Raw genomic sequence first — 22,205 nt, 5'->3', positions numbered from 1 at the left:
GTCATGGTGCCACGTCGACCTCGACGGTCACGCCGCGACGGCGCCGCACGGCCTGCACGACGGCGTAGGCGCCGAGGATGACGACCACGACACCGCCGGTGGCGACGAGCTGGGCGCGGGCGGCGTCGTCGGACAGCATGAGGACGACGAGACCGCCGAGCGCGACGAGCACGGCCCACGTGAGCCACGGGTAGCCCCAGGCGCGCAACGGCAGGTCCTTGCCGGACTCGCGGGCGGCCGCCTCGAGGCGCGGGCGCAGGCGCAGCTGGGAGACCGCGACCAGCACCCACACGACCAGCAGGACGGCACCGACGGCGTTGAGCAGGATGGCGAGCAGCGTCTCGGGGAGCAGCCAGTTGAGGCCGACGGCGACGACGCCGAACGCCACGGACACCCACACGGCGACCGCGGGGACGCCGCGCCGGGAGACGTGCGCGGCGGCGCGGGGGGCGTCGCTGCGGCCGGCGAGCGAGAACAGCATGCGGGAGGTGCCGTAGATGTTCGCGTTGAAGGCGCTGAGGAGCGCGATGACGACGACGACCTCCATGAGGCGGGCGGCGCCGTCGAACCCGGCCATCTCGAGGACGGTGACGAACGGGGAGGCGAGGGCGTCGGCGTCGTCCCAGGGGATGAGGGCGACCATGATGGCGACGGACCCGATGTAGAAGGCGAGGATGCGCCACAGGATGGTGCGGGTGGCGCGGACGACGGCGGTCGCGGGGTCGCGGGCCTCGGCGGCGGCGATGGTGACGATCTCGATGCCGCCGAACGCGAAGACGACGGTGAGGAGCCCGGCGGCGATGCCGGCCCACCCGGCGGGTGCGAACCCGCCGTGGTCGGCCCAGTGGCCGAGCACCGAGCCGCTGACGGGGACGACGCCGACGACGATCAGGACCCCGACGACGAGGAACCCGACGATGGCGGCGACCTTGATGAGCGCGAACCAGAACTCGGCCTCGCCGAAGTGCTTGACGCCGATGAGGTTGACCGCGCCGAACACGGCGACGACGACGGCGGCGGCCGCCCACTGGGGGACGCCGGGCCACCAGCCGTTGACGATGGCGGCGACGCCGGTGATCTCGACACCGAGCACCATGATGAGCATGAACCAGTACAGCCAGCCCAGCAGGAACCCGGCCCAGCGGCCGAGCGCGGTCTCGGCGTAGACGGAGAACGAGCCGGAGGCGGGCAGCGCGGCGGCCATCTCGGCGAGCATCCGCATGACCAGGACGACGAGCACGCCGGCGATGGCGTAGCTGACGAGGACGGCGGGGCCGGCGGTGGCGATGCCGACGCCGGAGCCAAGGAACAGGCCGGCACCGATGGCGGAGCCGAGCCCCATCATCGTCAGGTGGCGGGTCTGCAGGCCGTGGGTCAGCGGTGCGGCGTCGGAGCCGGCGGTGGCCGGGGCGGCGTCGTGGTCGGGTGAGGTCGTCACCGCACCACGCTAGCCCGGCCGCCCTGCCCCGGACGCATCGAGCGTGCTGGCTCGATACCTCAAACCGGGCCAAGAGGTACCAAGTCAGCACGCTCGATGCGTCACACCGTCACGAGGTGAGCAGGTCCCGGCGGCGGAAGCCGACGAACCCGAGCACCAGCAGCACCGCGGCCGCCGCCCACAGGACGGCGACGTCCCCGGCGGAGAACTCGCCGGAGAACGCCGACGGCACCCAGTCGAACGGGGACACCCGGTACGCCCAGTCCGGCAGGTCGAACACGCCGCCGAACATGCCGACGACGAACGTGTACGCCACGAGCGCCCAGCCGAGGCCGACGAGCCGTGGCGCCCACCCGTACAGCGCGACGACGAACCCGAGGAACACCGCGAGCGCCGGCAGGTGGGTCCACACCACGACGGTGTAGTCGCCGAACGACTGGTCCTGCCAGCCGACGGCGACGGCGCCGAGCCACATGGCGTACACGCTGACGGCGAGCAGCACGACGGTGCCGAGGCCGGCGACGGCGACCTGCGCGCCGAGCCAGCGGGTCCGGGACACCGGGTGGGAGAAGATCACCTCGCTGCGACCGGAGGTCTCCTCGGCGCGGGGCCGCTGGCCCATGACGACGGCGTAGGCGGCGCAGCACACGGCGGCGTAGAGCACCATGACGGCGAGGAACCCGATGCCGAGCTGGTCGGGGTCGCCGCCGAACACCTCGGCGAGCACGGGGTTGTCGGTGACCATGTCGCCGATCATGTCGCCGATGCCGGGCAGCATCGTCCCGGAGGCGAACCACATGAGCCCGAGCCCGACGCAGCTCCACAGCAGGGCCCAGCGCTGCTGGAGCCACGCCATCGCGAACGGGCCGCGCAGGGACGCGCGCGCGTCGGCGCGGCCGACCCGGGTGGCGACCAGCCCGGCGCCGAAGTCGCGCCGGGACGCGAGGGTCGAGGCGACGACGAGCAGCACCGCGACGGCCACGACGGACAGCAGGGCCGGCCACCACCGCAGGTCGACGAAGGCGCGCATCTGCTGGGCCCAGGCGATGGGCGAGGCCCAGGACAGGGCGGAGCCGCCGGTCTCGCGCATGTCCCCGGCGGCGCGCGCGACGAACGCCGCCGCGAACACGGCGAGTGCGAGGCCGCTCGCGCCGCGCGCGTGCCCCGTGACCTGGCAGGTGACGAGCGCGACGGCGCCGAACACGAGCGCGCTGAGCCCGGAGCCGACGGTCATGGCGAACGCGTCGACGGCAGGCAGGTCGCCGATGGCGATCATCGCCCCGGCGGACAGGACGGCGATGACGGCCTGCACGAGGACGAGGGTGGTCATCGCGGCGACGGCCGGGGCGTGGCGGCCCACGACGGCGGCCCGCACGAGCTCGGACGCCCCCGACTCCTCCTCGGCGCGGGTGTGCCGCACGACGTGCAGGATCGACAGGATCGCGAGGGCCAGCACCACCCAGGTGATGCCCTCGTTCGCCATGGCCACGCCGGTCGTGTAGTGGTCGATCCCGTAGCCGGGCCCGCCCATGACGATTCCCGCGGGCGTCTCCATGAGGGCGGCGCGCCCCTGCTGGGCGACGGGGTCGGCGAACAGGGTGTCCAGCGCGAACGTGAAGTAGGCGTAGAAGGCGACGACCGACGCCGTCCACACGGCCAGGCGCACGCGGTCGCGCCGCAGCACGAACCGCACGAGCATGCCGGTGCCGGTGAGGGTGCTCCCCCGGGCGAGGTCGACCTGGGGTGCGGCGACGGCGGTCATCGTGCACCGGCCTCGCTGGCGGCGTGCCGGGCGGGCGCCGCGGTGCCGGTGGCGTCGTCGGTGAGCTCGTCGCCGTAGTGCCGCAGGAACAGCTCCTCCAGCGAGGGCGGTGCCGCGACGAACGAGTGCACGCCCAGCCCGGACAGCAGGGTGAGGACCTCGCCCATCGCGGACTGGTCGACGTCGAACGTCAGACGGGTGCCCGCGGCGTCGGCGCGCGCCTCGACGTCGTGCACGCCGCCCAGGCGCGCGACGGCGGACGGGTCGCCGTCGACGACCGCGGTGACGCTGGTGCGGGTGAGGTGGCGCAGCTCGTCGAGCGTGCCGGACTCGACGGCCCTGCCCGCGCGGATGATGGTGACGGTGTCGCACACCTTCTCCACCTCGGACAGGATGTGGCTGCTCAGCAGCACGGAGGTGCCGCGCGCCTTGGCCTGCCGCACCTGCTCGGTGAACACGGCCTCCATGAGGGGGTCGAGGCCGGACGTCGGCTCGTCGAGGACGAGCAGGGACGCGTCGGTGGCGAACGCGGCGACGAGCGCGACCTTCTGCCGGTTGCCCTTGGAGTAGGTGCGGGCCTTCTTCGTCGGGTCGAGCTCGAACGCGTCGAGCAGCTCCTGCTTGCGCTTCTTGTCGGGCCTGCCACGCAGCCGGGAGAGGTAGTCGATGGCCTCGCCGCCGGTGAGGTTGGGCCACAGCGTGACGTCACCGGGGACGTAGGCGAGGTGGCGGTGCAGGGCGACGGCGTCCGACCAGGGGTCTCCGCCGAGGAGCCGGGCGGTGCCGGAGGTGGGGCGCAGCAGCCCGAGGAGCACGCGGATGGCGGTGGACTTGCCGGCCCCGTTGGGGCCGAGGAACCCGGCGACCTCGCCGTGCGGCACGGCGAGGTCGAGCCCGTCGAGGGCCCGGGTGGAACCGAAGTGCTTGTGCAGGTCGTGGATCTCGATCGCGAGGGCGTCGGTGCCCGGTGCGGTGGTGGTCATGGCTACCTCTCAGCGGGAGGTCAAGGGGTCAGGGGAGGTCGGTGGACGGGTCCGGGGACGCCGGTGCGGCGTCGCTCCCGGCCGCGTCGGGCGCGGGGCCGTCGGTCGGCGACGACGGCGGGTCCCCGACGTAGACGAGGTAGTCGTCGAGCATGCGGCGGCTCGTGAGGAACCCCTGCGTGAACAGCTCGATCATCGGCAGGTACTGCTCGTCGAGGAACCGGCGGACGAATGACCCGAAGTCCTCCGGGTCGTCCGGCGGGTCGAGGGTGAGGGCGAGCGACAGCGTGCCCAGCGAGGACAGCACGAGGTAGCGGACCCGGGCCTCCTCGTCGTGGGAGGGCTTGGCGATGCCCGCGGCGACGGCCTCGCCGGTGTAGACGAGGGCGTCGTCGATCATGTGCTGCACGAAGGTCCGGGCGACGTCGCCGCCCGCCTGGAGGGAGCGCAGCACGTAACCGAGCAGGGGCGCGTACTCGTCGGCCCCGGCGAGCACCTGGAGCAGCTGGCCGCTCGTCGCGGGCCCCATGTTGGCCCGCTTGGCGTCGACGATCCAGGCGAGCACGTGCCGGTCGCACTCGGCGTGCAGGGCGTCCTTGGACCCGAAGTGGTGGATGACGAGCGCGGGGCTCACCTGGGCGTCCGCGGCGATCGTGCGCACCGACGCCGCGAACCCGGTCCGCGCGAACCGCTGCACGGCGACGTCGCGGATGCGGTCGCGCGCGGACGGCGCGGCCCCGGCATCGGGGGCGACGACCGGCTCGTCGGTGTCGGTGGCTGATGTCATGCCACCAGACTAAACACTTGTTCAGCCTGGTGGCAACGGGTGGCGGGCCCCCGCGGCCCGGCCGGGCGCGCCCACCGCCGCAGCGGTCGCGGACACGCCAGGACGCGGGTCCGGTGCGCTCCCCAGCAAGCACCGGACCCGCGCCCTTCTCGGCACGGCAGGTCACGTGACGACCCGCCGCGCAGCACGACAGGTCACGTGACGACCCGCCGCGCAGCTCGTGGCGCCGCGTCCCCGCGGCGCGTCCAGGCCTGCAGGCCGGGCGTGGTGCGTCCCCCTGCGACGCTCCACACCCGGCCGGGGCCGGTCAGTGGGACTCAGGCACGGGCCCTCACCCGCCGCCGAGCCGTGAGCAGCGCGACCCCCAGGAGAAGCAGCGCCGCCGCGAACCCGAGGAGCCCCGGGTCGGCGCCGGTCGCCGCCAGCACCCCTGCACCCGAGCCGGACGCCGCCGCGACGGGCGAACCGTCGACGATCGCGCCGGTCGGGAAGCCGGGAGCCGTCGGGCCCCCGGACGTCGGGCCGCCCGCGGTGCCGTCACCGGCGTCGCCGGTGCCGTCGGTCCCGTCGGTCCCGTCGGTCCCGTCGGTGCCATCGGTCCCGTCGGTGCCATCGGTCCCGTCGGTGCCATCGGTCCCGTCGGTGCCATCGGTCCCGTCGGTGCCATCGGTCCCGTCGGTGCCATCGGTCCCGTCGGTCCCGTCGGTGCCGTCGGTGCCATCGGTGCCATCGGTGCCATCGGTGCCATCGGTGCCATCGGTGCCATCGGTCCCGTCGGTCCCGTCGGTGCCATCGGTCCCGTCGTCGGTGCCGTCACTGGCCCCGTCCTCCAGGATGTCGTCGACCAGACCGTCCTCGGCGAGGACGCTGTCCACGACCCCGGCGAGGTCACCCTCGAGGAGGTTCGAGACGGTGTCGTCGAGATCGTTGCGGATCTCGTCGAGCAGACCGTCGGTCACCCCGTCCTCGGGCTCGTCCGGACCGACGATGTCGTCGACCAGCCCGTCCTCACCCAGCAGGCCGTCCACCGTGCCCTGCACGAGGTCGTCGGTCCCGAGGAGGTCGTCGACCGCCCCGGTCCCGTCCACGACGTCCGCGACGACGGTGTCCACGCCGCCGTTCTCCAGCAGGTCGTCGACCACGCCGTCCTCGGCGAGCACGTCACCGAGCACGGCGTCGAGGTCACCGGCGAGCAGGTCGTCGGTGGTGGTGTCGACGTCGTCGAGCACGGCGTCCACCAGACCGTCGGTCACCCCGTCCTGGGGCTCGTCCGGACCGACGACGTCGTCGACCAGCCCGTCGGAGCCCAGCAGGCCGTCGACGACGCCCGTGAGGGTGCCGTCGGTACCGAGCACCTGGTCCAGGTCGCCGCTGGTGCCCTGGAGCCCGTCGAGCGCGGTGTCCACGCCCCCGTCCTCCAGGACGTCGTCGACCAGGCCGTCGTCGGCCACGACGTCGTCCACGACGGCGTCGAGGTCCACCGCGACGGCGTCCGTCACGGTGTCGTCCACGTCGTCCAGGACCGCGTCGACGACCTCGTCGGTGACACCGGCGTCCGGCTCGTCGGCACCGAGGACGTCGTCCACGAGACCGTCGTCGCCGACCAGCCCGGACACCATGTCCGCCACGTCGCCCTGGGCGTCCAGGGCGTCGTCCACGGCCTGACCGGTGTCCTCGACGGCGTCGGTGGCGCCCTCGACGACGTCCGTGACGGCGTCGGCCACCGGGGCGGTGGTCCCGGCGAGGTCGCCCGCGCCCTCGTCACCGTCAGAGCCGCCGTCTCCGGGCGGGGCGTCCTCCACGAGGTCGTCCACGAGCCCGTCGTCGGCGACGACGTCGTCGACCACGGCCTCCACGTCGCCCGACGCGAGGTCGTCGACGGTCCGGCTGACGTCCTCCGCGACGACGTCGACGACGTCGTCGGTGGTGGTGGCGGACGGCTCGTCGGCACCGAGGACGTCGTCCACGGGACCGTCCTCGCCGACCAGGTCGTCCACGACCGTCTCGACGGCCTGCGTGTCGACCTCGGGGAGGTCGACGGGTGTCTCCAGGGAGGCGTCGGACGCCTCCTCCGTGACCTCGGACAGGTTCAGCTCGACCGAGGTGTTCTCGCCGATCTCGACGTCCACGACGTCTCCGTCGGCGGCATGGGCCGTGGCGGCCCCGACGACCACGAGGCCGCCCGCGATGAGTGCTGTCCGCAGCACCCGGCGCGCAGTTGTACGCATGATGTCTCTCCTGTGTGTCCGACGTGCGGCGCGGGCGGCGGTCGCGGCCCGCGGTCGTGTCGCGCACGGGGGCGCGACGCGGCCACGTCAGGCAGGAGAGACGGGGATCTCGAAGTCCGGCACCGGCAGCGGTGCCAGGAGGTCGTGGGCCGGGAGGAGCCACGGGCTGGCGCCGGCCCGGGGGACGTCGGTGATCGACGCGAGGACGTCGCCGCCGCTCGTGCCGGGCCGCAGGGTCGTGGACGACCCGCCGGCGGCCGGGGCGCCGGAGCTCGCGGCGGCACCGCCGGCGGGCTGCGGGTCGGACGCCGCCAGCTGGTCCGCGTCACCGGTCGTCGTGGCGGTCCCCGGGACCGGGGCGGCGAGGACGACGGCCGTCGTGTCGGCCGGGTCGGCCACCGGGGTCGTGGTGGCGTGCGTGGCGTCCGCCCGGGGCGCGGCGTGGACGGTGCCCTCGCCCGCGGGCAGGACCGCCCGGGCGGGGACGGTGCCCGGCTCGACGTCCACCCGCACCGCGGGCGTGCCGGCCGGATTCGTCCCGGCCGGGGTCGTCGGGCGTCCGGGGGTGACGCCCGACGGGTCCTCGTCCGGTCGCCCGGCACCGGGCGGCAGGACGTCCGGGAGGACGGGATCCAGCGCGTCCACCACGGGCCGTGTCACGGGGTCCAGGACGCCGCGCACGGGTGCGAGGACAGGGTCGACGGCGTCCACCACCGGTCTCGTGACCGGGTTCAGCACGGGCCCCAGCCGGTCGGTCACGGGCGCCAGCGCACCCGTCACCGGGGATAGCACGGAGGTGACGGGGTCCAACACGGGCGTCACCACCTGCACGACCGGCGCGAGCGTGCCCGTGACCGGTGCGACGACGGGTGTCACGGCCTCGACCACCGGCGCGGCGGCCGAGGTGACGGGGTGCAGGACGCCACCGACGAGGCCCGTGGCGGGTCCGGCGGCCTCCGTGACGGCGCCCACCACGCCGAGGACGGGGTCGGTCACGGGCGTCAGGCCGTCGACGGCACCGCCCGCCAGGTCGGCGGCGGCCCCTGCGGGCGCCCGGTCCTCGGAGTCCTGCTCGACGACGGCGTCCGCGGTTCCGGCGGGGGCCTTCGTGTCCCGGGCCGGGCCGTCCTCGACGACCTTCCCGGGACCGGCCGAGCCCGTCCCGTCGCTCGCGGTCGCCTTCTCGCCCGTCGAGCCGCTCGCGGTCGCTTCGCCGGTGCCCTTCGAGCCGCTCGTGGTGGCCTTCCCGGCGTCCTTCGATCCGCTCCCGCCGGTCGGCGCAGCGCCCTTCGATCCACCGGCGGCGGCCTGCCCGGCGTCCGTCGAGCCGCTCGCGCCGTCCTTCGCGGTGGCGCCCTTCGCCGGGGACGAGGGCGCGGACGGCGCCTTGGCGTCACCTGCGCCGGTGGTGGAGGTGTCCGTCGTACCGCCGGCGGCCGACCCCTGGTCGGCGGGCTTCGTCCGGGCGGGTGCGACGGCCTTCTCGACGACCCGGGTGACCGGTTCGGTGACCTTCTCGACGGTGTCCGCCACGGGTGTCGTCACGGACTCGACCACGTCGCCGGTGGTCTTCAGGACGGGTTCGAGCAGGGCGTCCGAGGCTGTCCCGACCACGCCGGCCAGGACGCCGCGGGGGCGGTCCTGGCCGTCGTCGGCGGACGCTGCGGTGGTGAGGCAGAGGGTGGTGACGGCGGCTCCGAGCAGGACGCCAGCTCCGCGCAGGGCGAGGCGCCGGAGGTGTCCCTCCGAGCCGCTCGTCCGGCGTGCCATGCGTTCCCCCTGCTCACTGCGGTCCACCCCGGTGGGCGGCCACGCGCGCCACCGTGATGTGCATCACCTTGGAACAGTTGCTTGCGTCGCGCAACCGGAAGGAGAGATCGGTCCGGACCGGCCGGGTAGCGCTTCCCCGCGAGTCAGCGCACCGTCCCGCGAGTCAGCGCACCGTCCCGCGAGTCAGCGCAGGGTCCCGCGAGTCAGCGCAGGGTTCCGCAGGTCGCGCAGGCCCGACCGGGTCAGCGAGGGTTGGCGGGCGTCGTGCGTCAGCACGGGGACGCGCTCCGGGATCCGCTCCAACCGCTCGGAGGTCAGCAGGGCGGTCTCCGCGAGCTCGTCGGCGATCTGGGAGCTCAGGCCCAGGTAGGCGGCCGGGTCGATGAGGTGGCGCAGCTCGGTCTCGTCGAACACGCCGCCCACCAGCGGGTCGGCACGCAGCAGGTCGAGGAACGGCACGTCGTCGCGGGCGGCCTCCTGCGCGACCTCGAAGACGATGTCGTGCGCGCGCTGCCGGCCGATCTTCTCGCCGAGGGCGAGCATGAGGGACTCGGACCCGATCATCCCGGCGGACAGCGCGATGTTGGCGCGCATCCGGTCGGGGTCGAGCTCGAGGCCGTCCATGATGACCTCGAGGCGGGCGAGCATGTCGCCGGCGAGCACGGCCGCGGACGCCGAGACGTCCTCCAGCAGGGCCGTCATCGCCCCGTTCGCCTCCTGGTCGTGCAGCATCGACTCCAGGGCGGGCGCGGCGAGCGCCCGCAGCTCGGCGGACATGGTGAGCAGGTCGAGCGCGAGCTGCGGGTTGCGCTTGTGCGGCATGGTGGACGACCCGACCGTGCCCTCGGGCACGGGTTCGAACGCCTCGCCGAACTCGGGCTGCATGAGCGCGTAGACGTCCTTGCCGATCTTGCCGATGGTGCCGGCGAGCTGGGCGAGGACGAGGACGAGCTCGACGATGCCGTCGTTGACGGACCGGGACGGCACCCGCATGGGGTGCAGGCCGAGCCGGTGGGCCACCCCGGCCTCGATGACGCGGCCGGCGCCGCCGAAGGACGCGAAGGTGCCGGCGGCGCCGCCCATGAGGACGCAGAACAGCCGGTCGTCGAGGCGTTCGAGACGTTCCGTGTGGGCGACGAGCTGGTCGATCCACACGGCGACCTTGAACCCGAACGTCACGGGGACGGCGTGCTGGGAGTGCGTGCGTCCGGCCATGGGCAGCGAGGCGGACGCCTCGGCGAGCTTGGCGGCGGACCGCAGGACGCGGGCGAGCTGGTGCAGCAGGGTGCGGTGGGCGTCGCGCAGCACGAGGACGTCCGCGGTCTGCGTGATGTTCTGGGTCGTGGCGCCCCAGTGCACCCATCCGCCGTGCTTGGAGCCGACGGCGCGCGCGAACTCCTCGATGAGGGGTACCAGGGGGTGGCTGGCCTCCGCGGTGGCGGCGAGGACGCGCTTGATGTCGAGCTTCTCGATGCGCGCGGTGAGCGCGATGGCGCGGGCCGACTCCTTGGGGATGAGCCCGGCGTCGGCCTCGGCGAGGGCGAGCGCGGCCTCGACGTCGAGCCGGGCCTGCCACCGGTTCTCCCGGGTGAAGAGCCTGGCCACGCCAGGGTCCGGCACCCGTCCCTCGGTGAATCGACCGAACGGCGCGACGATCATGGCGGCCTCCCCCTGGTGATTGGCTGCTCTCGCATTGTGCCCCAGTCGTGTTGCGGGCGTGTTCGCGGCAGGTCTCCTGTCGGTGGCCGGGGCCACACTGGTCGGGTGGCCCGCGGGGAGGTTCCTCCCGTCGTGCGCGCCCCGGTCCGGCCCGGCTCGCCCCGGGCGCGGCCCGTCGACCACCCGGACGAAGGAGTCGAACGATGACGCAGGACGACACGACGACACGCCGCGTGGCGGCGGTGGACGCGCTGGTGCTGGACGTGCCCGACCCGCAGACCTCGGCGGAGTTCTGGCGCGCGCTGACGGACGCGGAGGTCGAGCAGGCCGCGGAGGGCGACGACTGGGTGACCCTGAGCCTGCCGGGCGGCTGGTCGCTGGCGTTCCAGCCCGCGCCGGACCTGGTGCCGCCGCGGTGGCCGGGGCAGGAGCACCCGCAGCAGCTCCACCTGGACCTGCTGGTGGGCGACGTCCCCGCGTACACGGCGAGGGCGGTGGAGCTGGGTGCGACGGTACTGCGGGAGTCGGAGCGGTGGACGACGCTCGCCGACCCGGACGGCCACACGTTCGACCTGTGCGTGGGCGACGTCGCGCCCGGGCCCCTCGAGGTGTTCGGCGTGACGTTCGACGTCGACGATGCCTCCGCCGCCGCGGCGTTCTGGGCGCGGCTGCTCGGGGTCGAGGTGACCCACGACGCCGACGGCATGGCGATGATCGGCGGCGACCGCCCGCTGCTGTTCCAGCAGGTCGAGGGCTACAACCCGCCGCGCTGGCCGGACCCGGCGTACCCGCAGCAGGGTCACCTGGACCTGGCGATCGGCCCGCAGTCCCTCGACGACGCGGAGGCCGCGGCGCTCGCCGTCGGCGCGACGCGCCTGCCGGGCGGCGGCGAGACGTTCCGGGTGTTCGCCGACCCGGCGGGGCACCCCTTCTGCCTCTGCGTGTTCTGACGTCCGGTTCAGCGCAGCACGAGCGCGGGACGGTCGGGGTGGTCGACGCGCACGACGACGTCGGCACGCCGTTCGGGCTGCACCTCGCGCCGGTAGCGGCCGTAGGCGGCGAGCTGCCAGGCGTCGTCGAGCGGCGTGGCGCGCGTCTCGGCGGCCACGGTGAGCGCGAGGTGCACCGTGAGGTCGACGTCGAGGCCGCGTCGCAGGGCGAGCGTGCCGTCGAGCACGACGACGGTGCCCCGCGGCGCGTCCTCGTAGGCGGCGCGGGTGGAGCGTCCGGTGTCGGGGTCACGCAGGCCGGGTAGCCAGCGGCCGCGCCGCACGACGGACGTGAGGACCTCGCGGTTGAGCGCCTCGACGTCGATCCAGGCGTCGAGGAGCGCGTCGGGGTCACGCCGGCCGGACTCCAGCCGCACCGACCGGGCGCGCAGGAAGTCCCGGACCGCCACCCGCGCGACGGGCCGGCCGGCGGCGCGCAACGGGGCGACCGTCGCATCCGCGAACGCCGCGGTTCCGGTGGACGGGTGCCCGTCGACCAGCACGCGCACGGTGCCGTCGGTCGCGAGGACCCGCTCGACGACGTGCTCGACGGCGCCGTCGGGGGTCACCGGCTGGACGCGCACCCCGTCATGCTGGCACACCGCCGCCGCACCGACTGTTCACCGAGGATTCGGTTCCAGGTCCGTCGGTCTCGTAATTCGCGGTCACCTCGCCCGGCTGTGATTCCGGTATCGCCAGTCGCGATACCCACAGCCCCGTGAAAGGACCGCCATGCGCACCCGCGCCCTGCCCACCCTCGGTGCCCTCGGCCTCGGAGCCGCCCTGCTGCTGTCCGGGTGCTCCGGCGCCGCGGAGGCCGACGACGCGGCGCAGCCCGCGGCGTCGGACCCCGACGCCCCTCTGACGTTCGCGACCACCCCGCTGGGCGACGACCCCGGCGCCGAGAACCCGATCGAGGCGTTCGCGGAGCTCGTCACCGAGGCGACGGGCCGCGAGGTCGAGATCGTCGACGTGCCGGACTACACGGCCGTGGTGGAGGCGCTGCGCAACCACCACGTCGACATCGGCTTCATGAGCGGCTTCCCGTCGGCGCTGGCCGTCAACACCGGCGAGGTGGACGCGCTGGTCGCCTGGCCGGGGAACGACGACCCCGTGTCGACGTGCCTGGTGCTGGACGGCTCCCCGCTGGAGTCCCTGGCGGACGTCACCCCGGACACGGTGGTGGCGTTCGCGGACCCGGCGTCGAGCTCCGGCTACTTCATGCCGGTCGCGATGCTGCACGAGGCCGGCCTGGAGAAGGACGTGGACTACACGTCGATGTTCTCCGGCGGGCACGACATGAGCTTCGTCGCGCTGAAGGAGGGGCAGGTGGACGTCGCGTGCACGTCCACGTTCTTCCCGTCGATGGCGGGTCAGGACAACCCGATGTTCCCCTTCGCGGAGGGCGAGACCCGGTCGATCGGGGTGAGCGGGTCGATGCCGGTCGCGGTGACGGTGCTGGCGGACCAGGACCTCGCCGCGGACAAGCGGGCGGAGCTCCTGGAGGCACTGCCGACGGTGTTCGTCGAGGAGAACGCCGACCGCCTGGGCGCGATGCTCGAGGCGATGCAGGGCACCGACCCGGTCCTGGAGCCGGGCGACGAGATCTTCCAGCCTTTTGTCGACGTCGCGGCCGTCGCGGACGTCGACATCTCGGACCTGGGCTGAGCGATGACGACCACGACCGCTCCCCTGCCGCCGGCGCCGTCGGTGACGACGCCGGAGCCGCTGGTGTCGGTGCGCGGCCTGCGCGTCGCCTACGGTGACGGCCCGCTGGTGCTGGACGGCGTCGACCTGGACCTGTTCGCCGGCGAGACGGTGGCCCTGCTGGGGTCGTCGGGCTCCGGCAAGTCGACGCTCATGCGGAGCCTGACGGGGTTCGCCCCGATCACGGGCGGCTCGGCGCGGGTCGCCGGGCACGACGTCGGCGCGCTGCGCCGCGGGCAGCTCCGCGGCCTGCGCGCGCAGGTCGGCCAGGTGTTCCAGCAGTTCAACCTGGTCGGTCGGCTCAGCGTCCTGACCAACGTGCTCACCGGCGCGCTGCACGGCGCCGGGCCGATCAACGCCGTCGGCGGCTTCACGAGCGCCGACCGGCAGCGCGCCCTGGCGCTCCTCGACCGGGTCGGCATCGCCCACAAGGCCACGGACCAGGCCCGCACCCTGTCGGGCGGCCAGCAGCAGCGTGTCGCCATCGCCCGCGCCCTCATGCAGCGCCCACGGCTCATCCTCGCCGACGAGCCCGTGGCTTCCCTCGACCCGTCGATGTCGCACCAGGTGCTCGAGCTGCTGCAGGAGATCGCCCGCACCGACGGCATCCCCGTGCTGGTCAGCCTGCACGTGCTGCACCTCGCCCTGGAGCACTCGGACCGGGTGGTCGGGCTGCGGCACGGCGAGGTGCTCGTCAGCGCGCCCACGGCCGAGCTGGACGCCGACCGTCTCGCCGCGGTCTACGACGTCCCGCCGACGGACGAGCAGGAGGCCGACGATGTCGCTCGCTGAGACCACCGCCCGGAGCACCGACCGGCGGCGGGCGCCCGAGCGGCCCCGCCTCGACCCGGGCGAGCGCGCCCGGCTGGAGCGGGCGTTCGGCGTGCCGCGCGCCCGGTTCCTGCTCGGCGTCCCCGTCGCCCTCGCGATCCTCTACTGGTCCGCCGTCGGCGCGGAGTTCGACCTCGCGAAGCTCGGCGAGGGCGCCGTCAACATGGGCGAGTTCCTCGCCCGGCTGTTCCCGCCGTCCTGGGACGAGCTGGACGTCATCGTGGACCAGCTCGTCGAGACGCTGCAGATGGCGGTCGTCGGGACGGTGCTGGGGGCGGGGCTGAGCCTGGTCGTGGCGTTCGGCGCCGCGTCCAACGTCGCGCCGCGCTGGGTGTACTACCCGTGCCGCTGGACGATGAACGTCATCCGGTCGCTCCCGGACCTCGTGTTCGCCCTCATGTTCGTGTCCGCCGTCGGGCTCGGTCCGTTCGCGGGCATCCTCGCCATGACGATCGGGTCGATCGGCTCGATCGGCAAGGTGTTCGCCGAGGCGATGGAGGCCGTCGACGACGGTCCCGTCGTCGCCATGCAGGCCGTCGGCGCGTCCCCGCGCCAGGTCGTGCAGTACGGGATCCTGCCGCAGGCCGGACCCCTGCTCGTCTCCTACACGCTCCTGCTGTTCGAGGGCAACGTCCGCGGCGCGACCATCCTCGGGATGGTCGGCGCGGGCGGCATCGGCCTGGAGCTCACCACCGCCATGAAGATGTACGACTACGGGCACCTCTCCGCGATCGTCATCTGCATCGTCGTGCTGGTCACCGTCATCGACCAGCTCAGCGCCGTCATCCGGAGGAAGATCACGTGACCACCCTCTCCCCTGCCGCCGCGGACCTCCCGCTCACGGCACCCGTCAACCTGCGCGACCTCGGCGGCGTCCCCGTCGCCGGCGGCACCGTGCGCCCCGGCGTCGTGCTGCGCGCCGACGACCTGTCCACCGTGGACCAGGGCACCGCGGACCGGCTGGTCGCCGACGGCCTGCGCGCCGTCGTCGACCTGCGGTCCACGTTCGAGGTCGGTCTCACCGGCCGCGGACCGCTGGGCCGTGAGGCCGCCGTGACGTTCCACCACGTACCGTTCCTCGCGGACCTCGCGGACGACGGCCAGACCCGCCCCGACCCGGGCTCCGGCTGGGACCAGAGCACGTTCGGCCCGATGTACCTGCGGATGGTCGAGGGCGCGGCGCCGCAGGTCGTCACGGCGCTGGCGATCGTCGCGCACTCGCCGGGCACGGTCGCGTTCCACTGCGCGGCCGGTCAGGACCGCACCGGTGTGCTGGCCGCGGCCCTGCTGCTCGCCCTCGGCGCGGGCACGGACGACGTCGTGGCGGAGTACGCCCGCACGGGCGCGAACTCGGCGGCGATCCAGCAGCGGCTCGCCCCGGTGCTCGCGCCGCTCATGGCGCAGCTCGGCGTCGACCTGGACGCCGCCGCCCGCGCGGCGGTGCGCACGGAGTTCTCCCCGGAGCCGATGCGCTGGCTCGTCGCGACGCTCACCGAGCGGTACGGCGACCCCCTGGCGCCGCTGCGCGCGGCGGGGCTCACCGACGGGCTGGTGGCCCGCCTGCGGGAGCGGCTCGTGCTCGCGCCGGACGCCGCCCCCGACGGCTCGGACGTCGCGTGACGCCGTCGGCCACCCCGACCCTGCCGGTGCCGGCCCGCCCCGCGCGGGCCGCCATCGGCGACGTCGCGTCCGAGCCCGCCGGACGCCGGCCCGGACGCCCCCGGGTCGAGGGACACGACGAGCGGATCCTCGCCGCCGCCGTCGAGCTGCTCGACGCGGGCGAGGACGTGACGGTCGGGAGGGTCGTGGCGCGCAGCGGCGTCAGCCGGGCGGCGATCTACCGACGCTGGCCGAGCCTGACCGACCTCGTCGCCGCGGCGCTCGACCACGGCCGCGAGCCGTACGCCGTCCCGCTCGACGGCGACCTCCTGGAGAACCTGCTGACCGTCTTCGCCCCGGGGTCCGCGACCGCCGGTCCCGGCTACTCCGAGGAGCGGTTCCGCCTGCGGCTGCGGCTCGCACTGTCCGACCGGCGGCTCGCCCGGGCCTACTGGCGCTCCCACGTGGCGCGGCGACGACCCGGTCTGGAGGCGGTGCTGCGCGCCGGGATCGAGCGCGGCGAGCTGCGCGCCGACCTCGACCTCGACGCCTGCATGGACCTGCTCACCGGCGTCGTCTACTACCAGTACGTGGTGCGCGGCGAGTCGCTCGACGACCCGCAGGTCGTGCAGCGCTGCCGCACGGCGATCCGGGTCGCCTGGCAGGGGATGCAGGTCGGCGCGTGACCCGTCACGCGTGCTCCACGCAGCGGGTCGTGGACGGGCGCACCGCGAGCCGCGCGGCGGGGATCGGGCGCCCGCACACCTCGCACACCCCGTAGGTGCCCGCCGCCAGCCGGTCGAGGGCGTCGAGCGCGGCCCGGCGGTCGGCCTCGGCGTCCGCCAGCAGCGCGGCGGCCTGCTGCCGCTCCCAGGCGAGCGTCGCGCCCTCCGGGTCGTGCTCGTCGTCGACGTTCTCCGAGCGCACCGAGGCGACGATGCCGTCCACGGTCGCGCGGTGCCGCGCGACCCGCTCCTCGGCGGCAACGACCCGGGCCTGCAGCTCCTCCTCGACCCCCATCACAGCAGTCTGCTCCGGGACGGGCCTCAGAGCGCCCGGTACGTCCAGCGCCCGGCGACGAGGGTGCCCGCCACCGGCAGGTCGCGCAGGCGCCGCGCGAGCTCGGCGTCGTCCGTCGTGGGCAGCGCGAGCGGGTCGACGTCGAGCACGGCGACGTCCGCCGGGTCGCCGACGCGCAGGGTCGTGCCCCGGCCGCCGGTGGACGCCGCGAGCGCCGCGGCGACGTCGACCCGCTGCTCGGGGTGCCAGGAGGGGCGGCCGTCACGGACGCGGGTGACGGCGGCGGAGATCGCGGCCCACGGGTCGAGCGGGGCGACGGGGGCGTCGGAGCCGAAGGCGAGGGTGACGCCGGCGGCGGCGAGGTCGGCCAGGGGGAAGGTGCGGGCGCCGCGTCCGGCCCACAGGGCGTCGGTGGCGTCGCGGTCGTCCATGGCGTGCTCGGGCTGGACGCTGGCGGTGACGCCGAGCGCGGCGAACCGGGCGACGTCGTCGGGGCGCAGCAGCTGGGCGTGCTCGACGGACCCGCGGGCGCCGGACGCCTCGAACGCGTCGAGGGCGAGGGCGTTGGCGTGGTCGCCGATGGCGTGGATGGCGCAGCGCAGCCCGGCGGCGTGGGCGCGGGCCATGAGGGGGACGAGGTGGTCGGTGGCGACGTTGAGGACGCCGTGCGCGTCGGGGCCGGTGTGCCCGACGTACTCGTCGAAGCAGTAGGCGGTGAGGGTGTTGAGGGAGCCGTCGGAGATGACCTTGAGGGGTCCCTGGGTGACGAGGTCGGCGGCGGGGCCGGCGTGGGGGGCGAGGGGGTCGCCGTGCCGGAGCCCGGCGTCGACGACGGCGTTCAGGTGCTGCTCCCAGACGCCGGCGCGGACGCGCAGGCCGTCCCAGCCGGCCTCGGTGCGGCGGCGCCAGGCGGTGAGGTTGTCGGCGACCTCGAAGTCGACGACGCCGACGACGCCGCGTTCGGCGGCGGCCTGCGCGGCTTCCGCGACGTAGGTGTCGGCGACGTCGTCGGTGACGGTGACGAAGGCCGGGGAGGCGGGCATCCACTCCTCCTCGCGGAGCAGCCCGGTGGGGTGCTCGCCGATGCCGAGGTGGCGCAGCCCGGCGGTGGACGCCCACGCGGAGTGGAGGTCGCCGGACAGCAGGATGACGGGGACGTCCCCGGCGACGGAGTCCAGCACGGCGGCGGTGGGCTCGTCGGCCCAGGTGGCCCAGCGGAAGCCGAACCCGACGAAGGGCCGGCCGGGGGCGGGGTGCCGGGAGGGGTCGACGAGCGCGGCGCCGACGAGGGCGGCGGCGTGGGCGGGGCTGGTCGCGGCGGACACGTCGAGGCGGCGGCGCACCATCGCCCACTGGGTGAGGTGGGTGTGGGCGTCCCAGAGGCCGGGGACGACGGTGCGGCCGTCGACGTCGACCCGTTCGGGTGCGGCGCCGTCGCCCCAGCCGGCGGACGCGCGGGCGATCTCCTCGTGGCCGGTCCCGGCGGGGACGACGGCGGCGACGCGGCCACCCGCGAGGAGGACGTCGACGGGCCGGTCGGGGCGGCCGGCGGGGCGCGCGTTGGCGATCAGGACGGTCACGGCGCCACCGTAAGCCACGGTGCGGGGCGGTCGTCCCGGGCGGGCGGACGCGAGGACCCGGTGGCGCAGGTCTCAGGGGCGTGGTGCGCTCGGTCACAGCGGGAATGCGTCCGCGCCCCTAGCGTGTTGCCACCCGGTGTCATCGAGACCTTCGATGCCACCCATGCACCGGGCTGATACGACGCAGCCCTCCCCGCCCCGGCGAGAACCGCCGTCGGCCACGACACAGGAGACACCCTCATGCGACAGCAGCGCGCCCTCATCGCGACCCTGACGGCCACCGTGACCGCCCTGGCGCTGGCCGCCTGCGGGTCCGCCGAGGACGACACCGCGTCGGAGGCCGGCAGCGGGCTCGGCCTCGTCGACGACGGCGTCCTCACCGTCGCCACCGAGGGCACCTACCGCCCGTTCACGTTCCACGACGCGTCCGGCGAGCTCGTCGGCTACGACGTCGAGGTCGCCGAGGCCGTCGCCGACGAGCTGGGCCTGGAGATCGAGTTCGCGGAGACCCAGTGGGACGCGATCTTCGCGGGCCTCGACGCCGGCCGCTTCGACACCATCGCCAACCAGGTGTCCATCAACCCGGAGCGCGAGGCGCAGTACAAGTTCTCGACGCCGTACACCGTGTCCCGCGGCGTCGTCGTCGTGGCGCAGGGCGACGACTCGGTGAGCAGCTTCGCCGACCTCGACGGCAAGACGGCCGCGCAGTCGCTGACGAGCAACTGGCGCGAGCTCGCCGAGGAGTCCGGCGCCACCGTCGAGCCGATCGAGGGCTGGGCGCAGGCCGTCGCGCTGCTCGAGCAGGGTCGCGTCGACTCGACGATCAACGACTCCCTCACGGTGCTGGACTACCTCAAGGAGAACCCGGACGCGCCGATCAAGGTCGCCGCGGAGACCGAGGAGACCTCCGAGTCGGCGTTCGTCGTCACCCCGGAGCGCGCGGCCCTCGCCGAGGCGATCACCGGCGCCCTGGAGACCCTCGCCGCGGACGGCACCCTCACCGAGCTGTCCGAGAAGTACTTCGGCGACGACGTCTCGCAGTGACGTCCCTCCCCCACGCCGGGGCGGCGGTCCTCGTGACCGCCGCCCCGGTGGCGTCCCCGTACCTCGGCCCGCACCTGCACGGGATGGGATCCTGACCCGATGGACGTCCAGCTCTTCCTCGACTCCTGGTGGCCGCTGGTCCTCGCCGGGCTGGCCGGCACGATCCCGCTCGCCCTCGCGTCGTTCGCGATCGGCATCGTGCTGGCGCTCGGCGTCGCGCTCCTGCGGCTCTCCACGAACCGGTTCCTGGCGTGGCTCGGCCGCGCCTACGTGTCCGCCATCCGCGGCACGCCGCTGCTCGTGCAGCTCTTCGTCATCTTCTACGGCCTGCCGTCGATCGGCGTGACCATCGACCCGTGGCCGAGCGCGATCATCGCGTTCTCCCTCAACGTCGGCGGGTACGCCGCCGAGGTGATCCGCGCCGCCATCCTGTCCGTGCCCACCGGCCAGTGGGAGGCCGGGTACATGGTCGGCATGTCCCGCGGTCGCACGCTGCGGCGCATCATCCTGCCGCAGGCCGCCCGCGTGTCGGTGCCGCCGCTGTCGAACACGTTCATCTCCCTGGTCAAGGACACGTCGCTGGCGTCCCTCATCCTCGTCACGGAGATGTTCCGCAAGGCGCAGGAGATCACCTCCTACACCTACGAGTTCATGCTGATCTACGTCGAGGCGGCGCTGATCTACTGGATCTTCTGCACCGTGCTGTCGGTCGCGCAGACCCGCATCGAGAGGAAGCTGGAGCAGTATGTCTGAGACCCCGCTGCTCACCGCGGCCGCCCTGCACAAGTCGTTCGGCGACAACCACGTGCTGCGCGGCGTCGACCTGGAGGTCCGGCGCGGGCAGGTGGTCGCGCTCATCGGCCCGTCCGGGTCCGGCAAGACGACGCTGCTGCGCTCCCTCAACGGCCTGACGGCCCCCGACGCCGGGACGCTCGCGTTCGACGGCGGCCCGCACGTCGACTTCGCGGCCGACGCCGGGGTGCGGGGCCGGGCGGCCCGCGACGCCCGCGCCCGCACCGAGGCGGTGCGCGACCGGTCCGCGATGGTGTTCCAGCACCACAACCTGTTCCCGCACCGCACCGTGCTGCAGAACGTCACCGAGGGCCCCGTGCAGGTGCAGCGCGTCCCGCTCGCGCAGGCGCAGGCCCGCGGGCGCGAGCTGCTGGCCCGCGTCGGGCTGGCCGACAAGGCCGACGCCTACCCGCGCGAGCTGTCCGGCGGGCAGCAGCAGCGCGTCGGCATCGTCCGCGCGCTCGCCCTGCAGCCCGACCTGCTGCTGTTCGACGAGCCGACGTCGTCCCTCGACCCCGAGCTCGTCGGCGAGGTCCTGTCGGTGATGAAGGAGCTCGCCGACGACGGCTGGACGATGGTCGTGGTGACGCACGAGCTCGCGTTCGCGCGCGCCGTGGCCGACGAGGTGCTGTTCCTCGACGGCGGTGTCGTCGTCGAGCAGGGGCCGCCCCGGGAGATGTTCACCGCGCCCCGCGAGGAGCGCACCCGGCAGTTCCTGCACCGGATCCTGCACCCCCTCGACGGCCTCGACTGACCCCTGCCCCTTCCCTGCCGAGCATGCGGTGAGGGCCCGTCCGCACCTGTGGACAGGCCCGCACCGCATGCTCGACGGTGGTGACCGCATGCTCGACACACGGACGGCGGCGGTCGGCGAGCCGGGCACGGGTGCGCCCGCTACGGTCGGGGGCGTGACCCGACTCGTGCTGATCCACGGCCGCGACTCCGGCGACGTCGACGCGGACGCCGTCGAGCAGCGGTGGCTCGACGCGCTCGACGCGGGCCTCGACGCCATCGGCTCCGACCTGCGGCTGACGGACGACGACGCGACGTTCGTCCACTACGGGGCGATGCTCGACGCCGCCTCGGACGACCTGCCGCTCCCGCCGGTGACGACGCACGCCGTGGCTCGCCCCGACGGCTACCTGCCGCTCCCGCCGGTGACGACGCACGCCGTGGCTCGCCCCGACGGCTACCTGCCGCTCCTCGCCGGGCTCGACGTCGATCGGCTGCGGTTCACCCTCGACGTCAGCCGAGAGGTGCTCGCCGCGTACGGGTCGGCCCCGGCGGACCCACCGACGCAGGACGTCGCGGCGGCCGAGACGGTGGCGTCCGAGGGACTGGTCGGCGACGCCCTCGCGCGAACGCTGGCCGCTGCCCTCGCGACCGTCGACCGGTTGGTGCCGGGCCTGAGCGGCGCCGTCGTCCTGCTGCTCACGCACGACGTCTACACGTACCTGCACGACGCCGAGGCGCGGGCCGCCGTCGACGCGGGGGTGCTCGCGGCGCTGCCGGTGGACGAGCCCGCCGTGATCGTGGCGCACTCGCTCGGCGCGGTGGTCGCCTACCAGGTGCTGCGGTCGGCGGCGGCCGCGGGCCGGGACGTGCCGCTTCTCGTGTCGCTGGGGGCACCGCTGGCGATCCGCGCCGTGCAGGATGCCGTCGCCGCGCTCGCGCCGCCCGGCTGGCCGGAGCCGGTGGACCGGTGGGTCGCGGTGCGGGACCCCCGCGACCTCCTGACGCTGCACGACCTCACGCCGGAGACGTTCCCGCTCGACCCGCCCGGGCCGGGCGTCGAGAACCAGCACGTCCGCAACGAGGCGCTGCTCCGGCACGCCGCCGCGACGGTCCGTGACGGTCGGCCCGCGGGGTACGCCGCGACCCCGGAGGTCGCCGCGCTGCTGTCGGGAGTGCTCGGTCGATGACGACCCGCCGCAGCCTGACGTCGCCCGACGGGACGACCATCAGTTGCTCGACGCGCTCGACGGATGGACGGCAGTGCTGCGGGACCTGCTCGAC

At 74.5% G+C, this 22,205-nt stretch carries 20 protein-coding genes; 10 read left to right on the top strand and 10 right to left on the bottom strand.

The genetic code is table 11. The features are described 5' to 3' along the window. Nucleotide 1 precedes the first annotated feature (1 nt). The 7 genes from ATJ88_RS01505 to ATJ88_RS01475 form a co-directional block, all read right to left on the bottom strand. Nucleotides 2-1,438, bottom strand: coding sequence for an amino acid permease (locus ATJ88_RS01505; protein ID WP_245852048.1), 1,437 nt, complete (start codon nt 1,436-1,438; stop codon nt 2-4). Nucleotides 1,439-1,547: 109 nt separating this feature from the next. Beyond that, complete coding sequence (locus ATJ88_RS01500) at nt 1,548-3,200, bottom strand: ABC transporter permease (RefSeq protein WP_211287440.1); 1,653 nt, start codon at nt 3,198-3,200, stop codon at nt 1,548-1,550. Further along, nucleotides 3,197-4,183: an ABC transporter ATP-binding protein gene (locus tag ATJ88_RS01495; protein WP_098462267.1), complete on the bottom strand. Its 987-nt coding sequence runs from the start codon at nt 4,181-4,183 to the stop codon at nt 3,197-3,199. The genes ATJ88_RS01500 and ATJ88_RS01495 overlap by 4 nt, the downstream gene beginning before the upstream one ends. Nucleotides 4,184-4,211: 28 nt before the next feature. Then, nucleotides 4,212-4,970, bottom strand: a complete 759-nt coding sequence (locus ATJ88_RS01490; RefSeq protein WP_098462266.1) for a TetR/AcrR family transcriptional regulator — start codon at nt 4,968-4,970, stop codon at nt 4,212-4,214. Nucleotides 4,971-5,287: 317 nt separating this feature from the next. Continuing rightward, nucleotides 5,288-7,198, bottom strand: coding sequence for a hypothetical protein (locus ATJ88_RS18505; protein ID WP_211287439.1), 1,911 nt, complete (start codon nt 7,196-7,198; stop codon nt 5,288-5,290). 87 nt (nt 7,199-7,285) lie between these two features. Continuing rightward, nucleotides 7,286-8,968 carry a hypothetical protein gene (locus tag ATJ88_RS01480; protein WP_098462264.1) on the bottom strand — a complete coding sequence of 561 codons (1,683 nt, stop codon included), beginning with the start codon at nt 8,966-8,968 and terminating at the stop codon, nt 7,286-7,288. 183 nt (nt 8,969-9,151) lie between these two features. Further along, complete coding sequence (locus tag ATJ88_RS01475; protein WP_245852046.1) at nt 9,152-10,573, bottom strand: class-II fumarase/aspartase family protein; 1,422 nt, start codon at nt 10,571-10,573, stop codon at nt 9,152-9,154. 257 nt (nt 10,574-10,830) lie between these two features. Between ATJ88_RS01475 and ATJ88_RS01470 the strand changes: the two genes are divergently transcribed. Then, a complete protein-coding gene (locus tag ATJ88_RS01470) occupies nt 10,831-11,577 on the top strand; it encodes a VOC family protein (protein ID WP_098462259.1) in 747 nt (248 codons plus the stop codon). A gap of 8 nt (nt 11,578-11,585) precedes the next feature. Here ATJ88_RS01470 and ATJ88_RS01465 read toward each other — a convergent pair whose 3' ends face one another. After that, complete coding sequence (locus ATJ88_RS01465) at nt 11,586-12,200, bottom strand: nucleoside/nucleotide kinase family protein (RefSeq protein WP_098462257.1); 615 nt, start codon at nt 12,198-12,200, stop codon at nt 11,586-11,588. Between the two features lie 148 nt (nt 12,201-12,348). Here ATJ88_RS01465 and phnD point away from each other — a divergent pair, with 148 nt between their 5' ends. Genes phnD through ATJ88_RS01440 form a run of 5 tightly spaced genes read left to right on the top strand, consistent with a single transcriptional unit; the run spans nt 12,349 to nt 16,439 of the window. Beyond that, nucleotides 12,349-13,284: a phosphate/phosphite/phosphonate ABC transporter substrate-binding protein gene (gene phnD, locus ATJ88_RS01460; RefSeq protein ID WP_098462246.1), complete on the top strand. Its 936-nt coding sequence runs from the start codon at nt 12,349-12,351 to the stop codon at nt 13,282-13,284. A 3-nt stretch (nt 13,285-13,287) separates the two neighbouring features. Further along, nucleotides 13,288-14,115 (top strand): phosphonate ABC transporter ATP-binding protein, encoded by an 828-nt coding sequence (locus ATJ88_RS01455; RefSeq protein ID WP_098462244.1) that lies wholly within the window; start codon nt 13,288-13,290, stop codon nt 14,113-14,115. Further along, nucleotides 14,102-14,959: a phosphonate ABC transporter, permease protein PhnE gene (gene phnE / locus ATJ88_RS01450; protein WP_098462242.1), complete on the top strand. Its 858-nt coding sequence runs from the start codon at nt 14,102-14,104 to the stop codon at nt 14,957-14,959. The genes ATJ88_RS01455 and phnE overlap by 14 nt, the downstream gene beginning before the upstream one ends. Continuing rightward, on the top strand, nt 14,956-15,774 hold the full coding sequence (locus tag ATJ88_RS01445; RefSeq protein ID WP_098462240.1) for a tyrosine-protein phosphatase: 819 nt from the start codon (nt 14,956-14,958) through the stop codon (nt 15,772-15,774). Before phnE ends, ATJ88_RS01445 begins: the two co-directional genes overlap by 4 nt. Continuing rightward, entirely contained in the window at nt 15,771-16,439 is a 669-nt protein-coding gene (locus ATJ88_RS01440) for a TetR/AcrR family transcriptional regulator (RefSeq protein ID WP_245852045.1), read from the top strand. The genes ATJ88_RS01445 and ATJ88_RS01440 overlap by 4 nt, the downstream gene beginning before the upstream one ends. Before the next feature lie 4 nt (nt 16,440-16,443). Here the strand turns inward: ATJ88_RS01440 and ATJ88_RS01435 are convergent, their stop codons facing one another. Both ATJ88_RS01435 and ATJ88_RS01430 read right to left on the bottom strand, forming a co-directional pair. Continuing rightward, a complete protein-coding gene (locus ATJ88_RS01435; protein WP_098462238.1) occupies nt 16,444-16,773 on the bottom strand; it encodes a TraR/DksA family transcriptional regulator in 330 nt (109 codons plus the stop codon). A gap of 26 nt (nt 16,774-16,799) precedes the next feature. Further along, the gene (locus ATJ88_RS01430; protein ID WP_098462235.1) at nt 16,800-18,353 is read right to left on the bottom strand and encodes an amidohydrolase; all 1,554 of its coding nucleotides are present in this window, start codon (nt 18,351-18,353) and stop codon (nt 16,800-16,802) included. Nucleotides 18,354-18,593: 240 nt separating this feature from the next. Between ATJ88_RS01430 and ATJ88_RS01425 the strand changes: the two genes are divergently transcribed. From ATJ88_RS01425 to ATJ88_RS01410, 4 genes are all read left to right on the top strand, one after another. Next, nucleotides 18,594-19,397, top strand: coding sequence for an amino acid ABC transporter substrate-binding protein (locus tag ATJ88_RS01425; RefSeq protein WP_098462232.1), 804 nt, complete (start codon nt 18,594-18,596; stop codon nt 19,395-19,397). 99 nt (nt 19,398-19,496) lie between these two features. Continuing rightward, on the top strand, nt 19,497-20,150 hold the full coding sequence (locus ATJ88_RS01420) for an amino acid ABC transporter permease (RefSeq protein WP_098462230.1): 654 nt from the start codon (nt 19,497-19,499) through the stop codon (nt 20,148-20,150). Next, entirely contained in the window at nt 20,143-20,943 is an 801-nt protein-coding gene (locus tag ATJ88_RS01415; RefSeq protein WP_098462227.1) for an amino acid ABC transporter ATP-binding protein, read from the top strand. Before ATJ88_RS01420 ends, ATJ88_RS01415 begins: the two co-directional genes overlap by 8 nt. A gap of 154 nt (nt 20,944-21,097) precedes the next feature. Further along, entirely contained in the window at nt 21,098-22,111 is a 1,014-nt protein-coding gene (locus ATJ88_RS01410) for a hypothetical protein (protein WP_141538586.1), read from the top strand. Nucleotides 22,112-22,205: the final 94 nt, after the last annotated feature.

The sequence above is a fragment of the Isoptericola jiangsuensis genome (assembly GCF_002563715.1).
Classification (GTDB): Bacteria; Actinomycetota; Actinomycetes; order Actinomycetales; family Cellulomonadaceae; genus Isoptericola; species Isoptericola jiangsuensis.
This window is presented reverse-complemented; position numbering and strand designations above follow the sequence as displayed.